The sequence below is a fragment of the Calditrichota bacterium genome, assembly GCA_013152715.1.
Lineage (GTDB): Bacteria > Zhuqueibacterota > Zhuqueibacteria > Thermofontimicrobiales > Thermofontimicrobiaceae > 4484-87.
Genome location: JAADFU010000158.1, coordinates 1 through 19,197, shown reverse-complemented (window position 1 = coordinate 19,197; position 19,197 = coordinate 1). Strand labels below are relative to the sequence as shown.

The 19,197-nt window shown below is 42.3% G+C and carries 13 protein-coding genes; 6 read left to right on the top strand and 7 right to left on the bottom strand.

Going from position 1 to position 19,197, the window contains the following annotated elements:
* Together GXO74_12235 and GXO74_12230 are read right to left on the bottom strand one after the other, a co-directional pair.
* Positions 1-768, bottom strand: a 768-nt coding sequence (locus tag GXO74_12235; GenBank protein ID NOZ62436.1) for a hypothetical protein, incomplete at its 3' end; no start/stop codon positions are given.
* A gap of 106 nt (positions 769-874) precedes the next feature.
* Entirely contained in the window at positions 875-1,372 is a 498-nt protein-coding gene (locus tag GXO74_12230) for a hypothetical protein (GenBank protein NOZ62435.1), read from the bottom strand.
* A gap of 237 nt (positions 1,373-1,609) precedes the next feature.
* Between GXO74_12230 and GXO74_12225 the strand changes: the two genes are divergently transcribed.
* Positions 1,610-4,753 (top strand): hypothetical protein, encoded by a 3,144-nt coding sequence (locus GXO74_12225; protein NOZ62434.1) that lies wholly within the window; start codon positions 1,610-1,612, stop codon positions 4,751-4,753.
* A gap of 421 nt (positions 4,754-5,174) precedes the next feature.
* Entirely contained in the window at positions 5,175-5,852 is a 678-nt protein-coding gene (locus GXO74_12220; GenBank protein NOZ62433.1) for a response regulator transcription factor, read from the top strand.
* A 158-nt stretch (positions 5,853-6,010) separates the two neighbouring features.
* Here GXO74_12220 and GXO74_12215 read toward each other — a convergent pair whose 3' ends face one another.
* Together GXO74_12215 and GXO74_12210 are read right to left on the bottom strand one after the other, a co-directional pair.
* Positions 6,011-7,819 carry a peptidase M14 gene (locus GXO74_12215; protein ID NOZ62432.1) on the bottom strand — a complete coding sequence of 603 codons (1,809 nt, stop codon included), beginning with the start codon at positions 7,817-7,819 and terminating at the stop codon, positions 6,011-6,013.
* Between the two features lie 48 nt (positions 7,820-7,867).
* Positions 7,868-9,766 (bottom strand): hypothetical protein, encoded by a 1,899-nt coding sequence (locus GXO74_12210; protein ID NOZ62431.1) that lies wholly within the window; start codon positions 9,764-9,766, stop codon positions 7,868-7,870.
* A 496-nt stretch (positions 9,767-10,262) separates the two neighbouring features.
* Here GXO74_12210 and GXO74_12205 point away from each other — a divergent pair, with 496 nt between their 5' ends.
* From GXO74_12205 to GXO74_12190, 4 genes are all read left to right on the top strand, one after another.
* Complete coding sequence (locus GXO74_12205) at positions 10,263-10,439, top strand: hypothetical protein (GenBank protein ID NOZ62430.1); 177 nt, start codon at positions 10,263-10,265, stop codon at positions 10,437-10,439.
* Positions 10,440-10,471: 32 nt separating this feature from the next.
* The gene (locus GXO74_12200; protein NOZ62429.1) at positions 10,472-13,381 is read left to right on the top strand and encodes a GAF domain-containing protein; all 2,910 of its coding nucleotides are present in this window, start codon (positions 10,472-10,474) and stop codon (positions 13,379-13,381) included.
* Positions 13,382-13,391: 10 nt separating this feature from the next.
* Positions 13,392-14,549 (top strand): hybrid sensor histidine kinase/response regulator, encoded by a 1,158-nt coding sequence (locus GXO74_12195; GenBank protein ID NOZ62428.1) that lies wholly within the window; start codon positions 13,392-13,394, stop codon positions 14,547-14,549.
* A gap of 249 nt (positions 14,550-14,798) precedes the next feature.
* Positions 14,799-16,160, top strand: a complete 1,362-nt coding sequence (locus GXO74_12190) for a sigma-54-dependent Fis family transcriptional regulator (GenBank protein NOZ62427.1) — start codon at positions 14,799-14,801, stop codon at positions 16,158-16,160.
* Positions 16,161-16,178: 18 nt separating this feature from the next.
* Here the strand turns inward: GXO74_12190 and GXO74_12185 are convergent, their stop codons facing one another.
* The 3 genes from GXO74_12185 to GXO74_12175 all read right to left on the bottom strand — a co-directional run.
* A complete protein-coding gene (locus GXO74_12185) occupies positions 16,179-16,595 on the bottom strand; it encodes a LysM peptidoglycan-binding domain-containing protein (protein ID NOZ62426.1) in 417 nt (138 codons plus the stop codon).
* Positions 16,596-16,856: 261 nt separating this feature from the next.
* Entirely contained in the window at positions 16,857-17,552 is a 696-nt protein-coding gene (locus tag GXO74_12180) for a hypothetical protein (GenBank protein NOZ62425.1), read from the bottom strand.
* Between the two features lie 12 nt (positions 17,553-17,564).
* The coding region (locus GXO74_12175; GenBank protein ID NOZ62424.1) for a T9SS type A sorting domain-containing protein at positions 17,565-19,197 on the bottom strand (1,633 nt) is incomplete at its 5' end.

Genomic DNA, 19,197 nt, shown 5'->3' with positions numbered 1-19,197 from the left:
GATGTGATCGATTAATTTTTTGGTGAGAGTTTTGGCTTGTTCTCTGTCATCGACGCCGACAGAGACTTTTATTTCCGCATCAAGCCAGCTTGATGCGATCAGTTTTTCAAGAATCGGGTCTTTTGTTGAATTGAAATCAATGGCATGGATCTGTTCCGGAGTTACAATTTCAAGAGAATAAGCGTTGATGAAAACTGTTCTGTCTCCGGCGGAGAATTCAAAATATTGGTCGCAAGAGTTAGCAAGAACAAGATGTCGCAGCTCTGCTTGTCGACCAAAAAAGTCGTTTGCCTTTTGTTGTGCTAATTCACCGTTCAAAAAGTAGGCGTGGAGAGAATGGTCCACTCGTGGGATGGGATAGTTTTTCTTCGTGGCCGACACGTAAACTGAGCCAAATTTTTTGCACAGTTCTGAAAAATTGTTTTGTGATCTTTTTGTTCGGTCTGAATTTCGCGCATCACGGACATTGTTAAAAATCCTTTTAAATTCAGGGAAATCCTTATCATTCAAAACAAATGGAAAAACATAAGCAACTAATTTCCCGGACATATCCACAAGGAACAATGGTTTTCCTCTACTGATATTTTCTCCCCAGATATTTTGAGCATGACGATCAGCGATTTTTCCCAGTAAAGAAAAATTCACATATTCCGGGCCTGTTGCGCTTTCGACAGGCTGCGACGGTATGTTTGTGCCGGGAAACCCGTATGCCACAAAGGGCACTACCGCACAAATGAAAATAAGCGTCACAACAAATTTTGCTTTCATTTTGCCACCTCATTTTTTGTTAATAACTTTAGCTAAATCAAAAGAACAATGAATTGTCTAATTGAATATTTTTTGCTAACTTGATAGGACAGCAGACGGGAAAGACCTATTTTCGGAAAAAATATTTTTCCTTTCTCAGGTGAATTACAAAATATGTTTTTCCTTTTGGCCATAAGATGATCCATTTTTTTTCAGTCACAATTCGAGTATATAAAGCAGAGGCAGAAATACTTGAGGGAATTTTTTTCTCAAAAAGAAGACAACTCAAATCGCGTTTATGCGCTAACAGGAGTTCGACATCTTTTTTTTCCATCACCGATTTTTTAGTCAAAAAATCAAAAATTGCTGCGGGATCGATTTTTCGGTATTTTTCCCTTTCCCGGATTTTCACTGGTTGCTTTGATTCAAAACGAAAACAAGTGATGATAATTTTGCCTTCGGGGATATTGACAGAATCGACCTTTCCCCGCAAATAGTCAACTTTTATTTCTGGTGTATAAAAATCGGATCGATAGGCGCGCTGAATAGCGTCAGCATTTCGATTGCCGCAATTGTAAGCAATGAGAATCAGAAAGAATAATAATTGACGCTTCAGAATAACCATTCTTTTTTGGGAAAAGTTAATCATAATAATCCTGAAAATAGGGATTCTATTAGGGATTTGATTCCTGCTGTTCAATATCGCTATTTCATTCCAATTAATCAATCGGTATTACCCCCTATTTTTTCTGGGGGGAAACCCCCACACTTATCAGAAAATTCTTGCATCATTCAAAAAAAACTGTTATTTTAAAATATATTGCAGGCAAATGCACAGAACTTTTCTGTGAAAAGAATCCCCATGAAACCAGTCACAATTCTGAAAATATTTTTGTTGAGCCTTTTCGTGTGTTTTCATGCAGCGGCTCAGAATACCTACCAGAACAGCTTAAAATTTGACCATATTTTTCCGAGCGAAAACATGAGCGAAAACAGCGTGACATGTTTTCTTCAGGACAGACAGGGATTTATCTGGATCGGGACAAAGGGAGGCCTCTTTCGTTATGATGGGTACAATTTCAAAACCTACAAAATGGAGCCGCAAAACGAGAACAGCCTGAGCGACAATTTTATCCGATGTATCATTGAATATTCCGGCGATGAATTGATTTTAATCGGCACAGATAAAGGTGGATTGAATATTTTTGATAAGAGAACAGGGAGATTTTCCCGATTTTTGCACGATGAAAATAACAGCAATAGCATCAGTGACAACGAAATCTGGGACATCGTGGAGGATGAGGCTGGAAGAATTTGGTTGGCACCAGCAAGCGGGGGATTGAATTTATTTAATATTGAAAACAAAACATTTGATAAATTTTTGTTTAGCGACAACAAGCCCAATAGCCGGCACAAAAATTTCATCAGATGTTTATCTTTTGATAGCAAAAAAAAACTATGGGTTGGCACTCGTTTTTGCGGGCTTTTTTATTTTGACACTGACTCAAAAACTTTTCATCGACTTTCTGGTGAAGATCATTTTCGCGAATTGGAAAATTGCGACATCTGGTCAATTACCGAAGACGAAAATCATAACCTGTGGATAGGAACCTACAACCAAGGAATCTATGTCATAAATTTAAATGAGACCAACCAAACGAAGTTGATTAATTTGAACAAAAGAAATGGTCTGGGAAATTTTCACATTGTAAAAGTTTTTTGTGATTCTCATAATACAATCTGGGTTGGTACCTGGGGAGGTGGGCTGCTCTGGTATGATAAAAAAAGTAACCATTTGGCAGGTTATCGAAACAATGAAAATGATCCCGAAAGCATCAGCAGCAATCTGGTTTTGTCTTTCTTTGAGGATACTGGCGGTTCTTTCTGGGTGGGAACACATGCGGGAGGGATTAATATTTTTCAGCCTCAAAAATGGAAATTTACACCTTATAAGTTTAGCAAAATAAAGAAAAATACGGTTCATTTTAATAACGTGCGTTCTTTCTACTACGATGACAAAAAGCAAATTCTTTTCGTGGGTGCGACAACAGGGTTGTATGAGTTTGATTTTTCAAATAATTTTCAAATAAGTCATAAAGAACGTTGTAAAAAGATAGACGCTATCAGGGGCTCAAACATTAATACAATTTATCCGGATCGAGATGCTCAAATTTTGTGGCTTGCGACAAATAAGGGACTTTATCGCATGGAAACTGATACTTATAAATTCCGACTATATCAGCCGCAATTACCTAAAAATCACAAACCAGGCGGAAGCATCTTCCTTGGAATGGCCAGAGATAAAAAAAGAATTTTGTGGATAATTACAGCAACGGGTGAGTTGTATCGATTTTTTCCTGATAAAGAAACATTTGAAAAAGTGGAAATTAAAACAACAGGGTATCAGGGCGAAACCGTGCTCATCTCTTCAATTTTGCTTGGTCAAAATAACCGGATTTACATCGGTACAAGCAGAGGCGTCATGGTTGGCGATGTTGCCGCGTTGAAGTTTCATCCTCTGTTGCCGGATTCTTTTAAAAGCGAAAGGCTGAAAAAGATCATCGCTATTTTATTTCGCGATTCACAGAACTTGCTTTGGATCGGCACAGAAGAATTTGGCCTTTATCGCTATGATGAAAAAACGGCAACTCTGCGCCTGTTCACTACGGCTGACGGACTTGTGTCCAATCATATTAAGGGAATTCTCGAGGATAAAAACGGATTTCTATACATTAGCACAGATAATGGTATTTCTAGATTTGATCCTTTCAAAGAAGAATTCATCAATTTTGGCATCGGCGATGGTTTGCACGGAACAAATTTTGAAAACAATTCCTGTTATAAGGCCAAAAATGGATTAATGTTTTTTGGCGGCATCAACGGATTTTCCTATTTTAGCCCTGAAATATTAAAACAAAATCACTTCGTTCCACCGGTTTATATCACAGGCTTTGAAATTTTACATGCAAAGAGCGATTTCAATCAAAATATCATGTTCACATCATCGGTGAAATTGAATTATAAAATGAATTCATTCATTATTGAATTTGTCGCCCTGAATTTCATTAATGCCGTCAAAAATAAATATTTGTATCGGCTTGAAGGATACGATCGTGAATGGCAGGAGACAACAACGCTTCGAAGGGTGACGTACAAAAATGTTCCGCCAGGAAAATACACTTTTCGAGTGATCGGTTCAAATAACGATGGTTTCTGGAATGAAAAGGGAGATTCTCTTTCTATTTATATTACCCCCCCCTTCTGGCAAACGCTATATTTCAAAATTACAGTAATTTTTTTGTTCGCTGTGATAATTTACTACAATATCAATCACCGTTTTGCATTATTACGAAAAGAATCCGAAGCCCAGCGTCTTTTCACCCGCGCATTGATTGAAAATCAGGAGAGGGAACGAAAGAGGATCGCGGCCGAATTGCACGATAGCCTTGGTCAGGATTTGCTGCTGATCAAAAATCAAGCGAATCTGCTACTCAAAAATGAAGCAAAATTTAATCAGGAACGTCTGCTGCAAATCAACTCTGTCGCTGCTGAGGCGATTTCAAATATTCGGCAAATCGCATTTGATTTGCATCCTTATCAATTGGATAGTTTAGGGCTGACCGATTGCATCAGACACATGATAAAAAAAATGGGAGCGTCAACGGAGATTCGATTTAGCTATAGGATTGATAAAATTAACGGTTTATTGCCGAAAGAATACGAGATTAATGTGTATCGAATTGCTCAGGAAATTTTGAATAATATTTTAAAACATTCGAAGGCAAAAAACGCGCGCATCGAAATTCGTCGTTCCGAGCGATTCATCAAAATGATCATTACGGACGATGGCGTTGGCTTTGATTATGGACGGGTCAAAGAGACTGCCAAAGGGATCGGGTTTTCAGACATCAAAGAACGAGTGGAAATTTTAAATGGGAAGCTGAAAATTAAATCAAATTCAGCGACGGGAACGGAAATTACGATCCAGATTCCCATCAGAGAATAATTCTGTAACTCTCTTCAGCCACGGAAGGAATGATAATAAAAACCTTGATGCCTGCGCATCTTTTGGGTTTAAATTACAACTCATTTTAAAATAAAAAGTAACTATTCAGTTTTAGTCGTCTATTTATCATTTGGTAAGCTGCTGAAGCAGCTATTTGCTTTTTAGCTTAGATTATACCACCATGCTGAACAGGCTGTCCGAAAAGTAGAATGCAAATTTGCATTCCCTACATATAGACACGTTCAAAGAAAACAATACAGCATAAAAGCTATTAATGGACATAGTTTTTAGACAGCCTGTTCATCGTGGTGCTTGTAAATCAATTTTGCAAGCTAAGAGCCGCTTCAGCGGCTTCCAGAATATCCACACCTGAATAGTTACAATAAAAAATTTGTAACTTTATTTAAAATAGTAAGTTAAAATGTCAAATCAAAAAAACCAAATAAACATTTTGATTGCTGACGACCATCCGCTATTTTTGAAAGGATTGCGCGAGCTTCTCAGTGAAATGCCTGACTGGGAGATCGTTGATGAGGCAAAAGATGGACAGGAAGCTCTCGATTTAATTTTGGCAAAATCTCCGGACATTGCAATTCTTGACATCAGCATGCCGTACAGAAATGGCCTTGAATTAGCGAAACATATTCACGAACACCGGCTGCCTGTGGCTGTAATCATTCTCACCATGCACGATGACGAGCTGCTTTTCAGCCGGGCGGCTTCGTACGGCATCAGGGGGTTTGTCCTCAAAGAAAGCGCCGTGGACGACATCATTCTTGCCGTGGAAAAAGCGATAAACGGACAAACTTTTATTAGCCCCGCTTTGACGTCTCGAATTTTGAACAACAGCGCTGATAACAAAACTTTGCAAGATATTTTTCAATTTAAGCTGACTAAAACGGAGCAAAAAGTCATCAAATTAATTGCGGAAGACTACACCACCGCGGAAATTTCGAAAAAGTTATTTATCAGCCCCAAAACTGTCGAACACCATCGGGCAAATATTTGTGAGAAATTGAATTTATCCGGGAAAAATGCGCTGTTGAAGTATGCGTTGGAAAACAAAGAAATCATCGCCATTGCGCTGATGGATGTTTAACATTTTTCGTTTAGGGCTACGAGTGATTTTTTGCTTCACTGTCAGCGTGGAATTTAAAAAAAAAATTAAAGGGCTCTTCAGAAACCATGGGCAAGATGCGCCAGATTCTGCCGAGCCCTTTTTTAATAAAATTTTCAAACATCGAAAAAATTAATAATTTACAATGTAATCACCTTCTCATCTTTCCCGCCTTTCTGGCAATCCAATTTGACCTTGATTTTCCCTTTTCCTTCGATCAGGAAATCGTATTCCACTTCCGCTTTTCCGGGAATGCCGTTGTAAAGGCGGAGGTTTTTCAGGTCTTTTTGGTCGATGTAATTCACATCGGTATCTTCGGCGCGCAAAAAGTAACGGCGGTAGCGCGCCGGGACTTGCGACAGACGAGATGACTTATTTTTTCCTGCTGCCAGAACTTTCACGTTGCCGTCAATTGACAAAATATCAGGCCGCTGGACTTTGTTTTCAATCGCCGCAGCGGACATGGTCGGTTCAAGACGTTCGTTGTAAATGGTCACTTTGAGTTTTGTCAGATTGCCGGCAATTTTTTTCTTTTCAACTTTTTTAATTTTGGGCAGCGGCATGTTGTAAGCATGATACAAACAAAACGCCATGTTCCTGTGACAGAGCTCTTCCAGGAGCCATGCCGGCGGAACGCGTCCGCTCAGTTTTGTTTCATCTTTGTTGATGATGACTTTTCCCAATGTCGGGTGATCGATTTCATGCATGGGAACTACCGTGTTATTCCAGTCGATAAAACGGTTGAAGAATTTCCTTTCGTCGTCGGAAATCTTTTTGTCGTGGTTCAAATCGGAGCGAGAAGTCCATAATTCATTGGAAAAGGTGTAAATTCCAAGCAGGTCATGCATGAAATCGGTGAATCCGCCCCAAACTGTGTACAAGCCGCTCCAGATGACGATATAGCGATAACCTTCAAGTATTTTTTCGCCTTCTTTGCCAATGGCGTCGTACACAGCGAGGTCCGCGCTTTTGTACTCACCGTGCAATGCGGCGCCCGGACTGCGCAATATCATTCCGCCGGAATTGTGAAACGCTTGCCCTGCGGCAATATTGGGATGCGCGTAGAGAAAATCTCTTGTGTGCTGCGATTCCACCCAGGTAAACGGATAATCGCCGGCGCCGCCCTGAATATTTTTCGGCTGCCAGTAGGAGCCAAAATCCCGATTCGGGTCGGTTCCTCCGGGGCCATCCTCGTTAATTCTGCCGTCGCCGTCGTTGTCGATGCCTTCGCTGCCAACATATTTGTAATCGCCGACTTCGTCCGGTTTCCCTTCGATATTTTTCTTGATGGGCACCAGTCCGTCGCCCTTGTCGTTCAGGCGATAGGTTCCTTCGCCGGGCTTGACTTTGATGAACATGGAGCCGATTTCTCCGTCGCCATCCAGGTCTTCGGGGCCATCTTCGTCGTAAAGGCCGTCGTTGTCATTATCGTAAGGAAATTGTCGCGAGCGCGCCGAGCCGCCGGTGTGCAGCCAGTAGTCTCTGCCGTCCGGATTTACAGACGGGAAAATGTAAAAAACGCGCTCGTCGACTAATTTTTTCACGTCCGGGTTGTAGTTGTAATTTTCCATCAAATACCAGATTGTGTACAGACAAACCTCGCCGCCCTGAATTTCGTTGCCATGAATGTTGGCGTCGATGTACATAGCAACCTTGTCCATCTCGTCCCCGGTGTCAGGGTTGTTGATGGTCATGTACCACATTTCTCTGCCCATGTAGGATTTTCCGATGGAGCGCAATTTCAGAAATTTCGGATAAGCTTTTTCCAGCGTGCGCAGCGCCTGTTCCATCTGCGCCCAGTCGTAGTAACGATTGAATTGCAGATTTACTTTTCTCGATTTCCAGGTGCGCGGGAAATAAGTTTGCGCAATGGACAAAGAATAGGCCACTGATATGAAAAGAAAAACGAAAATAGTAATTGTCAACTTTTTATTGAAATGAACTTTCATTTTATGTGATCCTCCGTTTATTTGCAGGATGAGAAATGTACCGCAAAATTATTTCAAAACCACTTTTTTAATCATCGTGCCGCCGCCGTTGCGCGCCCACAACTTGAGTTCAACGGTTTTTCCGGCGGGAGAAATAATGACCCATTCGACTTTTTTCTCTGCTTTTGGCGCCAAATTTCTCGTGTCGATTCGCTTGGACCCACCAAATAATTTCATCTTTTTATCGTCGGAAAATTTTAGTTGCAACATGATCGGAGAAATATTGCGCGATTTGAGACCCGCGGCACAGGCATAAGGGAGATTGCCCGAATTGTGAATTTTGGTTTTCACACGGTACAAATTGTTTGACATTTTCTCGACGGTAGGCTTATCCAGGGTAATTTCGGCAAATTGTGACGCCAGAAATAATGCAAATTCAGCGTGCTTTTTGCTGAGCGAATCGATTTGGTCGGCGGGTGGATTTACACGAATGTAAGGGTAGAATCCGCCAATTTCCACTTCGCCCAATTGTTTGTGATTGAATTTTTGCCAATTGACAAAACCGACGCCGTTATTTTCTTTGTCGATCCATTTGAGCCATTTTTCATCAGTGCCGGCGTTGTCATTGCTTTGTTGCCCTTTACGGCTGGCAAAACGCTGCATCATCATTCCTTTGCTAAACGATTGATTGGCTTTTCCGGCCGAAGGTTTCTTGTGCATTTTTGTGGAATCAGACTTTTCTTTCTTCGCCTCACGCAGAGACCACAAATTGGCAGAAAAAGTCGGAACCCCGTATTGAAAATACGACCATTCCAGCATGGAGCCGACCGGTTTTGGAGAAACTGCTTGTTTTATGCCTGTGATCTCTTTGTATTTGGCGCTGATGAATTTAAATAACGGAACATCATCATCGAGAGTTTTTTTGTCTTGCGGATCGCGTGCCGGCTGACGAGATGAAGATTTATCTCTGGATCGCCTGCCAAACCGAAACATCATCATTCCTTGTTCCGACTGTCCCTTTTTTTTAAATTGCTGGAATGACGGCTTGCCACTTTCGATTCCGGGCGAGGCAGCGAGGTTGTCAAATTTGGAGAAAAGCAGTACGGCGCAGATGTTTTTGTGCGGGGCTGTTTTGACATCTTGCTGGTAGCGATTCATAAAATCGATGATAGCGCGCGTTTCAGTTTCCGACGCCGGATAAACATGAAAACCTTTGATTTTGTAACCAAAATTTTGAGGAAAATTACGGTCGACATTGAAGCCGCCGCGGCCGTCTTCGTTGTACAATTCATCGCCATCGTTGTCAATGCCTTCGGGATAAATTTTGTAAAGACTATCAACAGGCGAAGATTTTTCTTTTTTGCGCATGAGGCGCGGGTCTTTTTTGTCGATGACCCAATCCCCCTCTTTGTCTTTGACGCGCATCAGGGTAATCATGCCGTCTCCGTTCAAATCTTCCGGCGGATCTTCGTCGGTTTTCCAGTCGTAATCATCGTCGCGCGGCGTGCGATTGCGGGAATCTTCCCTAAGCGTCCTGGCGAAAAACAGCTCGGCGCCGTCGGGATTCAGGCGCGGCACAATGTAAAAAGTTCTTTTGTCGAGCGTCTCCGTGATTTGTGGATTTGAGCCGTAACCGGAAATTAAATAATCGGCAACGCCAGCGGCGACTTCGCTGCCAATCACATGGTCGCCTTCGATGTTGCCGCAGATGAGCAACGCCTGTTTTTCTTCCGGCTTCTTGCCCTTGGTCCCGGAAATTTGCAACGCCCAGATGTCGCGCCCTTCGCCGGTCTTGCCGATGGAAACTAACCTGGCGATTTTTTTGTTTTTGGCAGCAATACCCTTGATGATTTTTGTCAACTGATTGTAATCGTGGTAGCCTTTTGCCGGATGGTAATCTTTCGCGAAATTGGGATACACAAAAAATAGAAGGAAGAAAAACATGAAGAAAGGAATTGAACGTTTCATGAACTTGAACCTCCTTAAAATTTAACGGAAATGTTGGCATGATTTAGTTCAATATATTTAACAAATTTGAAAAAGTCAATAAAATAATAAAAAAAATGTTTCGCTCCGGATAAATTTTAGAACAAATATTTCATTTTGTAAGACTTTTTATTACCGCAGAGACGCCAAGAACGCAAAGCGACAATTGGTTTTTTTCTTTGCGAACTTTGCGCCTTTGCAGTGAGATAATAGTGCTTGTTGCACCGTGATTTGTGCATTGTAATTGTGGAAAGAATTCCATCTTGAGTGGTGGAAATTTTCAACATTCTTGTCAAATGAACACTGAAAGAAAAATATTCCGGCGAGAAATGCGAATTTTGGAAATATTTGTAATTCTAATAAAATCAAGCAGTAATGAGATCTAAAAATACAGAAATTGGGAAACGTCACTGCGTGGCATTGAATTTGTATATGCTTCCACTGTTTTGCATTTTATGAAAAGACAGGGGCGATTAGTATGAATTTAACATTAAATAAACAAACGACTGATATTTTAGCCTATTTACTGAATCAGCGCGTGGCTGATTTGAATCTGATGATCCGTCATTCGCATCTGCACACATGCAAGGCACAATTGAAGCAACAGAAGCAAATCATCCGGGAACTGCTCCAGCGTTTGGAATCCGAAAAATAATTTCCTTTAAAACAACGCAAGGGGTAATCGGTATGAGCAATGTCTCGCTGACCAATTTATGGCAGCGTTGGGATTTAGAAATTGATCGCTTTCTGCGGGCAAAAGAAAATTTGCCTTTTGGCACGAAGCGCCATTGGCGGCGCACATTGTTATTTATTTTTATGCAAGAGCTGAGCAAAAACTTGCTTCGCGTGGATTTTCAGGACATCGTTGATCGCATCATTGAGGCGATGCAACTCTGTTTGGGATTTCGGCGCGTTCGTTTTTATCGAATTAATAGAGCAGGAGACGCCATTGTGTTGGAAAAAACATCGCCGGCGCACTGGCCTGATCCGGGGAAACTCAACTTGAAAATCGTTGACAACGACGAAACTTTTCGTGCTCTGGCTGAAAAAAAACCATTTCTTGTTTTCGACGCCAGCACGCTCAAAATGGAATATCGGGACTTGTTAAAAATTGAAGGGCCATACGCGGTCATTCCTTTAACTTATGAATCGGAGCTTTTTGGTCTTTTTTGCGCCGATATGGTGACTTTGCGCATCGAACAGAAATTTGAATACGGCAATGAATATTTGGAGCAGTTTGAGACTTTTGCTTATTACGTGATGAGCGCTATTGAGAACCGGAGGATTTTTGATCATCGCAATCAAAAAATTGAACAATTGAAACTTATCGACAAACTCAGTGAGATCATTCTGCAAGAGGACGATCAGGATCGTTTGCTCAATTCTCTTATGGAGCAGAGCGTGAAATTAGTCAAAGCCACTGGCGGTCATTTAAAAGTTTACAACCAGGAAACTAATCATTTGGAACGTGTGGCTGATTACGGCGAGGACATCGCGCCTCCGGAAATTCAGCACAAACCCATGGACATTGGCTATTCTAATGAGGTGTTTCAAAGCGGAAAAAGTTTAATTATCGACGACACTTCTTCTGACAAAAGAATGCTAGCGCACAAAAAATACTGCCGCCAAAATATTCAGAAAAAAGGATATGCCAAGTATCTGAAAATTTTAGAAAATCGAAAGTCCGCTCTTCTCGTTCCTCTGAAAACTTCTACCGGAAAAACGCTTGGCGTCATCGATCTTCACAGCAATAAAAAAAATCATTTCACTGAAGTCCACAAACAGAATGTCACCGCTCTCGTTGGCAGCGTGATTATTGCGCTGGATAAATCTCACCAGATGGATCGCTTGAAAAAGATAAATCAAACTCGAGTTCGCTACATTAAAATTCTGCAAAATGCAATAGAAAAATCTTACAGCCTTAGCTCCGTATTGGAAATTATCCGCAATGGCTGCGCCAATCTCACCATAGGAAACGTGAATAATATTTGCCTGTTTCTCATTGATCCGTTAAGCCACGAGCTCAAAACGCCCACTGTGAAATGCATGAAGCGCAACATCGATTGCGAAATGTGCATGAAGAACAATATTTTCATTCGAAAAGCCATCTCAGAAAAAAACTGGCAATTTTCAGATACGAACAAAAATCTGGCGCTTCCTATTCTCGCAAAAAGGGACGCGGTTGGCATACTTTACTTGGAGGGGGACGAGGAATTTCATCTGAGCGAGGACGAACGCGAAATATTGACTATTTTGTCAAAAACCGCAGCGATTTTGATTACAACAGCGAGCGACTATGAACAAAAAATAAAACAAGTGCAAACGCTTTATCAGGCGGGTCAGTTGAGCGGAAAAAAACGGGAGTTCTCGGAGTGGTTTCACCCGGTCATGGAACGCGTGATGGATGTGCTGGATCGAGACAATCGTAATTTTCATTTGGTTTTGGTGGAAGACAACGGTGGAAAAAAAGAGTTGGTCGTCAAGGAAACCAGCGATTTGTTCATCAATGGCAAACCAACGCCTCCGAAAAAAAATCTTGTGGGCTTGCGCCTGCCTTTAAATGGCAGCGTTTCCGGCCAAGCGATTAAAACAAGAAAGATTCAAATTGTTGAAGATGTTGACAAACACCGCGAACTGCAGCGCGACAACCCTGATGAATATCCCTATTTCGAATACGACCCGCGAATCAAGGCGGAAGTTGTCATGCCGATGATCGTCAAGGATCAGCATGAAAACAGTCAGGTGATCGGGACTCTGGTTATCGACAGCGTCCGCAAAGGAGATTTTCACGAGTTAGACATTGAGTTTGTTCAGACCATCGCGGATTATCTGGCAATTTCCATCCAAAATATGCAGTTGTATGCGGAGCGGGCAAAAATAGAAGAAGAACTTACGCGCAATGATCGCAGCGCCACCCTGACGACCATGATCAACTATTTCTCCCACGAATTTATTAAACCAATTCAGGAGATTCAGAGCTGCGCCAATCTCATCAAAATGGACATTGATGACGGTAAAGAAATTCCTCCCTATTTACTGGATCATATCGATGAAAACATTCGCTTCCAGTTTTCGATTCTTGATAAATTCAAAGAATACTTCAATCCGGCGCAAGATCTGGAAATTCGGTCAGTGCGGAGTCTTGTCGAAAAAAGCCTGAATGTGCTCGAAAAAACGAGGGGGCTGGAACTCGATATCGACGGGAATTTTAAAAAATCCACAACAAAAATTAAATGTTATCCTGATACATTAGAATTGGCATTCCGCTTGATCATAGGCAATGCAGCAAAATATTCAAAAAAAATAGCAAGAGCGCAGCGCTATTTGAAAATCGACATTTCAGAAGGTCAGGGAGGCTCATCAGATGACATTACGGTTTCTTTTGAAAATCGCACCACGATTTTGATTCCTGAAAATAAAAAAGAGGCCATCTTTGATCCCTATGTCAGAGGAACGAAAGAGGAAAAAGGAATAGGCCTGGGATTGGCGTTAGCCCGGCTGTGCGTGCAGCGCCATTTTGGGGAAATTCGGGCGGAAAATGTGGATGCTGATAAAGTGAAATTTACAATTACAATGCCGTTAAAATACACAACGTGAGGTGTGGAATATGAACACGGAAGGACAAAATATGCCGCTATGGTTCGAGTCGGTCATTCAAAAAAAAATAAAAGTTTTGTTTTGGGATGACAATGCAGAAACCAAGCAAAAAAATCTCTTTTTGGAAATCAAGAAGGGATTTGAGAAGCTCGGCTGGGACGCGGTCATTACCGCGGATAAAAATAAAGCGCTCAAAAAGGCTTTGACCGGGGAATTTGATGTTGTTGTTCTGGACTTGTTGGAAAATCACAAGCCCGTTGGCCTGGAAATTTTAAAAGAGATAAGAAGTTGTTTCCCGCATCTGCCGATTATCATTTTTTCTGTGGCTTCGGAACTGAGATTTGTCCAGGGCGCAATGCGTGGCGATGTGAGCTATTATCTCACAAAACCAATTACCGGCTATCACGATATTGTGCGGGCGGTCGAAGTCGCCATGGAGCGAGAATTGGCGAAAAGACGCATGTTACACGAGCGATATTTTGCGTCGCTGGGTTCGCTGGCGGCGAGCGTCGGCCATTACATTAAAAATTCGCTGTGGACAATCAGCAGCCGCGCGCAATATTTGATGGAAAAAACAGATGAAAAAGACGAAACTTTTGAGCTTCTGCACACCATCGATCAGCGCTGCGCCGAGGCTAATCAAATTATTGTCAATTTGCTAAACTACGCAAAGAGGAAAAGTCGGCGTAAAGATTTTTCTGAGGTAAATATTCTGGAAAGTTTGACTGGCGTCGTTAATTTGCTTTCTTATGAGTTTAAAAATCAACACATTGAGGTGGAAAATAAAATCAAACCGGAAAAGGTCATCATTCGCGGCAACGAGTTTTATTTGAAAGAGGCTTTCCTGAATTTGGTTAAAAATTCCATCGAAGCCATGCCCGACGGCGGCAAATTATCGTTAGACGCTTATCACAAGGACGGGAGAATCCATATTCAAATCAGCGACACGGGCCAAGGCATGTCCAAAGATACTCAAGAGCGATTGTTCATTCCTTTTTATTCGACAAAAAATAATTCCATGGGTTACGGTTTGTTTGAGACGCAGCGCATCATCAACGAACATCAGGGCGCAATTTCCATTGAAAGCGAATTGAAAAAAGGGACTCGCGTTTATGTTCAATTGCCTGCCGTCAGAATAGAAGAAGTCGAAACCAACAAAGTTGTTTGATTTTTTGCTCGGATGGATCAGTCGAGAGTTTTCATGGCGCTCTGATCTTTTTTTATCGGGCGAGGCGCAGAATTTTTTCTGAAAAAGCGGTCGTGCTGTTCGATGGATTGCCGTTTAAGACAATTCATTGAGAATTTTGCCGCCGCGGTGTTAGCGGATTTTTTTTAATAGTACAAAAAAAGTATTGCTATTTTGCAAAAAAATATTAAGTTAGTCTTAAAACGTTCACAAAAGAAAACGTGACTTGCCATGCTGTTTGACAAGAAAATTCTTGCTGTAGATGACGATTCTGACAACTTAACCATCTTTAAACTTCTGCTCAATAAATCCGGGTATCAGGTGGTCTGCGCCGCGAGCGGGAAAAAAGCGCTGGAAAAGGTGCGGGAAACATTTTTTCCCATTGCTTTGCTCGATGTCAGAATGCCCGGCATGGATGGGATTAAGTTGCTGCAAAAAATAAAAGAAATTTCTCCCGAAACCATGGTGACGCTTATCACCGCTTACGGCAGGCCGGACGATATTCGTCGCGCGTATCAGGCGAAAGTGTTTGATTTTATTGATAAACCAGTGGATAATAAGCTACTGATATTGAAAGTAAAAGCGGCTTATGAACAATTTTTGATTCAATCGAGAAACTCTCATTTTAGAAAAAAAATTATGCATCGCTATCCCGCCGAGGCGATTGTTCACAAAGGTTCTGTCATGCGCGCGCTACTTGATCGCGTCGAGAAGCTCGCTCAAAGCGAGGAAACTATCCTGATTTTGGGTGAGAGCGGAACCGGCAAGGAACTTGTCGCTAGAGCGGTGCACTGGTTCAGCCCCCGCCGCGATAAAATTTTTCGCGCAATCAACGCCACAACATTTGACGAAAATCTGTTAGCGAGCGAATTGTTCGGTCACGAAAAGGGCGCCTTTACCGGAGCAGAAAAAACTCGCATCGGCTTTTTTGAAAGGTGCCACCGGGGCACGCTTTTTTTAGACGAAATCGGCGACATCAGCCCCGCGATGCAGGCCAAATTACTGCGTGTGGTGGAGGAGAAAAAACTGATTCGCATGGGCAGCAGCGATCCCATTGATGTGGACACTCGCGTGATTTTGGCGACCAATCGCGATTTGGAAAAGAAAATTAAGGCAAAAGAATTCCGTGAGGATCTGTATTATCGAATTAAAACGTTCACAATCACTGTCCCGCCTTTGCGAGAAAGAAAAACCGATATTCCGCTTTTAATAAATTTCATGCTCTCGGGCCATGATGTGAAAATTTCCGACGAAACCGTGAAAACACTGCTCAGGTATGACTATCCCGGGAATGTTCGCGAATTGGAAATCATCTTAAAAAATGCGCTTTTCAATCAAGAGAACGGAACGATTGAAATTAATCACTTGCCGCCAGACGTGTCGGGCAAAATCGTTTCCGGAAGCGGATACAATGAAATTTTTCAAGAAAAGTGGAGTCAGGCGAAGGCCGATTTCGAGAAACTGTACATCGAACAATTGATGAAGCAGGCCGATGGAGTTGTCGCTCGCGCAGCGCGATTATCTGGTATCGACCGCAGCGATCTGCATCGAAAACTCAGGCGTTACGGCATCAAATATCATGAAAATGACTGATGTCAATTACAGCGGCCTTCACCCGAATCCTTTTTTTACAGGAATCAAAACAATTTGTCCTGCCACAAGCCGTCGCGGATTAGAAATCTTGTTTACTTTTTGAATCACCCGCCAATCCGTGCCATAAACTTTTTCCAGATCAACAAGCCGTTCCCCTGCGCGAACTTTGTGCGCCAGGAGATCGTAGTTCCCCTCTTGCCGGAAAAGCGGAATGGATTCATAATTTTGATGGGCCTGATTTTGGGTGCTAAGGGCTTCTTTGAATTCGTGGATTCTCTGCTCGACATCCTTCCGCATTTTTACCGGATTGCAGCGGATTTCCAGCCAGCCCGAGGCAAAAGCAAAAACCAAAATTACCAGCAGAAAAAATGAGAGCCGAATCAAACCAATCACCCCCTTCCAGATACTTGCGATTAAGCCTGTTAGAGCAGCCATTTTATTTCCTCCTGTTATTTAGTGGTTCTCTATTAGTTCCTCTTTCAAATTTTATGCCAGACAAAAATATAGCAATGCGTGCTATTAAAAACAAATATTTAGCAAAAAATGACGAAGATGGGAGTTTAATGATTGGGGGATATTTTCATCAACAAGAGAGGAAAATATTCACCAGTTCGGTCAGAGAACGAACAAACTAGTGGTTTTCAAAAAAATTGACTGATTTTGTCTTGAAGTCACAGGAATTAAATGGCAAGAATATCATGGTTTTTCAGAAGTTGCCAATTCTTTTCCCGGTAGTTGCCAATTCTTTTCCCGGTAGTGGGGAAGAATTTCCGAAGAAACAATTGTGGTTGAATTTTCAGAAAATTTTTTCATTGTGTAATAGCGAGGGTTCGTGGCGTACCAGTTGGCGATGAATGTTTTTTCTCCTGAAGTCAAAATAAAATTTGCCCCGGAAAAATCGTTCAGGCGGATCAATTTTTGACGCAGAAAGACTTCGTTCAATTCATGGCGCGAATCGCCCAACAAATAAAAAAAATATTTCTCCGAATCAGTCGCCCCCTGCGGGTGAAACTTTTTTGAAAATGTAAGTTTTTCGAAAATTGTGCCGTTGTGGAAGAAGACGTACTTTTGTCCGTTTTGTTCAGCTACAAAAGGATGAACGTTTTTACCATCGATGCTTCCCTGTGAAGCTCGGCGGGTGTGCAAAATGAATAAATTCGTTCCCAAATTACGAAGTTCGTCTATTTTGTGGTCATCAAAAATAGCTCTCACTGATTTGTGTACGACGAGCCCCCCGTCCTGTAAATAACAAGCTCCCCAGCCATCCGCATGACGAAATTGCTGTTTGGCATTTTCTTCGTGACGCTCATTTTTGTCAAGCGCCATGATAATCATATCGTCGATGAGCGTGTCAGTGTCAAATTTTCCTCTGGCGAAGATCATGCGGCACATGGTAACTTCCCTCTAGCGAATCATCAACATTTTTCGCGAATCAGTCCAGCCTGGTGATTTAATTTGACAAAAATAGAGTCCGCTCGTTGCCAGCTCTCCCGTGTCTGTCAAACCGTCCCACTGCAGTAAATGTTTTCCCGCATTTTGTTTTCCCGAAAAAAGCGAACGGATTTTTTGCCCCTGAATGTTGAAAATATTCACTGTGACTTGCGTTGTTTGCGGCAAATCGTATTCAATTGTCGTTGTTGGGTTGAACGGATTGGGATAATTCGGATAAAGCCGAAAATCCGACGGCGCCGGAGCGAAATTTTTCTCATCGACGGAAACGTAAAGCCGCGGCAGTTGGACGTGCTCTTCCTTAGTACTAATCGTAAAAATTGCCACCTGATAGCTGTCTATCCATAAAGTCAATTTTTCCAGTTCTGCGCCAGTCAGCATTTGAGATGTGTCGTGATACAAATCATTCAGATAGTAAGTTTCTTCGGAAGAAAAACCTCCGCTGAATTCCGTCCAACTGGCTGGTTGTACATTGAGCTCAAAAGAGACAGGCTGACCGCTGAAATTCATGACGACCAATCCGTTTGAATCCCGGTTGGGTCTGCCAAAAGCGTAAATAGCAGAAGACGTGGCGCTCAGCACCGGCTGCATGTTTTTATCCATGCTGTCGATATTGCCGTCGCCGTTCGTGTCTTCCATTTGTCGGCGGAAAGCGGGGAATTGCGCACGAATTTGAGTTAATTTCTGATAATGTCCAGCCAGAATTTCCGCCGGAGGATTGTGCCAGTTGACAGTTGAGCGAACACGGTAATCTTTGTCGCCGCCCATGCCGTAGCCCATGCCGACTTCCTGTCCCTGATAGAGCAGGGGGATACCCGTTGCCATAAAAATAGCAGTGGAAACCGGAATGGTTTTTTCAACGCTGCGATAGCGATATGCCACACGATCTTCATCCTGGTTTTCCAGAAATCGAAGGTAAAATGAATTGGGTCCGGGACGAAAACCTGAATTATAAAGCCTGGAATTTAAAGTGCTGATGGAAGGAAATCCCCAAATCGCATCTTTCAGAGACCAGTCATAAGCCAAGTCCACTCCGCCGTCGCGATCGCCATAAAGGAGTTCTGTTCCTGATCCGGTACCATGAGTTTCGCCAAGTAGCAAAATATCTGCTTTTGTGGCACGCAGCGCCTGACGCAATGGTTGGTCAAAATTTTCTCTGCCATAGCGGCGGTGAGGCCCCCAGTAAACATCAAAACGAAAACCGTCGATGTCAAATTCTCGCAGCCAGTAAGTGTAAACATCCAGCATGTATTGTCTGGCTTCATCGTCAGACCAGTTCCAATTCAGCAGTGCATCTGAAAAACCGCAGTAGTAAACAATTCCGTCGTTGGAAATGCATTGCCCCAGACCATTGTCATTGTGCTGAATAATTTCGTGTTGATAAAAATCGTAGTAGCGGCTGAATTTTCGTTTGGAACGCACGTCCAGCGCGATTGGATGCGAGCGGCTGCTGTGATTTGGTGTCACATCTAAAATGACGCGCAGTCCCATGTCGTGAGCCGTTTGCACGAATTGTTTGAAATCATCATTTGTGCCATAAAATGGCTCCACATTGTAAAAATCCACGATGTTATAGCCGATGTTGGCT

What these genes read in the sequence shown, in the direction of transcription:
- GXO74_12230 (NOZ62435.1), bottom strand. Translation starts at nt 1,372, where the DNA reads ATGGTTATTCTGAAGCGTCAATTATTATTCTTTCTGATTCTCATTGCT.
- GXO74_12225 (NOZ62434.1), top strand. Translation starts at nt 1,610, where the DNA reads ATGAAACCAGTCACAATTCTGAAAATATTTTTGTTGAGCCTTTTCGTG.
- GXO74_12220 (NOZ62433.1), top strand. Translation starts at nt 5,175, where the DNA reads ATGTCAAATCAAAAAAACCAAATAAACATTTTGATTGCTGACGACCAT.
- GXO74_12215 (NOZ62432.1), bottom strand. Translation starts at nt 7,819, where the DNA reads ATGAAAGTTCATTTCAATAAAAAGTTGACAATTACTATTTTCGTTTTT.
- GXO74_12210 (NOZ62431.1), bottom strand. Translation starts at nt 9,766, where the DNA reads ATGAAACGTTCAATTCCTTTCTTCATGTTTTTCTTCCTTCTATTTTTT.
- GXO74_12205 (NOZ62430.1), top strand. Translation starts at nt 10,263, where the DNA reads ATGAATTTAACATTAAATAAACAAACGACTGATATTTTAGCCTATTTA.
- GXO74_12200 (NOZ62429.1), top strand. Translation starts at nt 10,472, where the DNA reads ATGAGCAATGTCTCGCTGACCAATTTATGGCAGCGTTGGGATTTAGAA.
- GXO74_12195 (NOZ62428.1), top strand. Translation starts at nt 13,392, where the DNA reads ATGAACACGGAAGGACAAAATATGCCGCTATGGTTCGAGTCGGTCATT.
- GXO74_12190 (NOZ62427.1), top strand. Translation starts at nt 14,799, where the DNA reads ATGCTGTTTGACAAGAAAATTCTTGCTGTAGATGACGATTCTGACAAC.
- GXO74_12185 (NOZ62426.1), bottom strand. Translation starts at nt 16,595, where the DNA reads ATGGCTGCTCTAACAGGCTTAATCGCAAGTATCTGGAAGGGGGTGATT.
- GXO74_12180 (NOZ62425.1), bottom strand. Translation starts at nt 17,552, where the DNA reads ATGTGCCGCATGATCTTCGCCAGAGGAAAATTTGACACTGACACGCTC.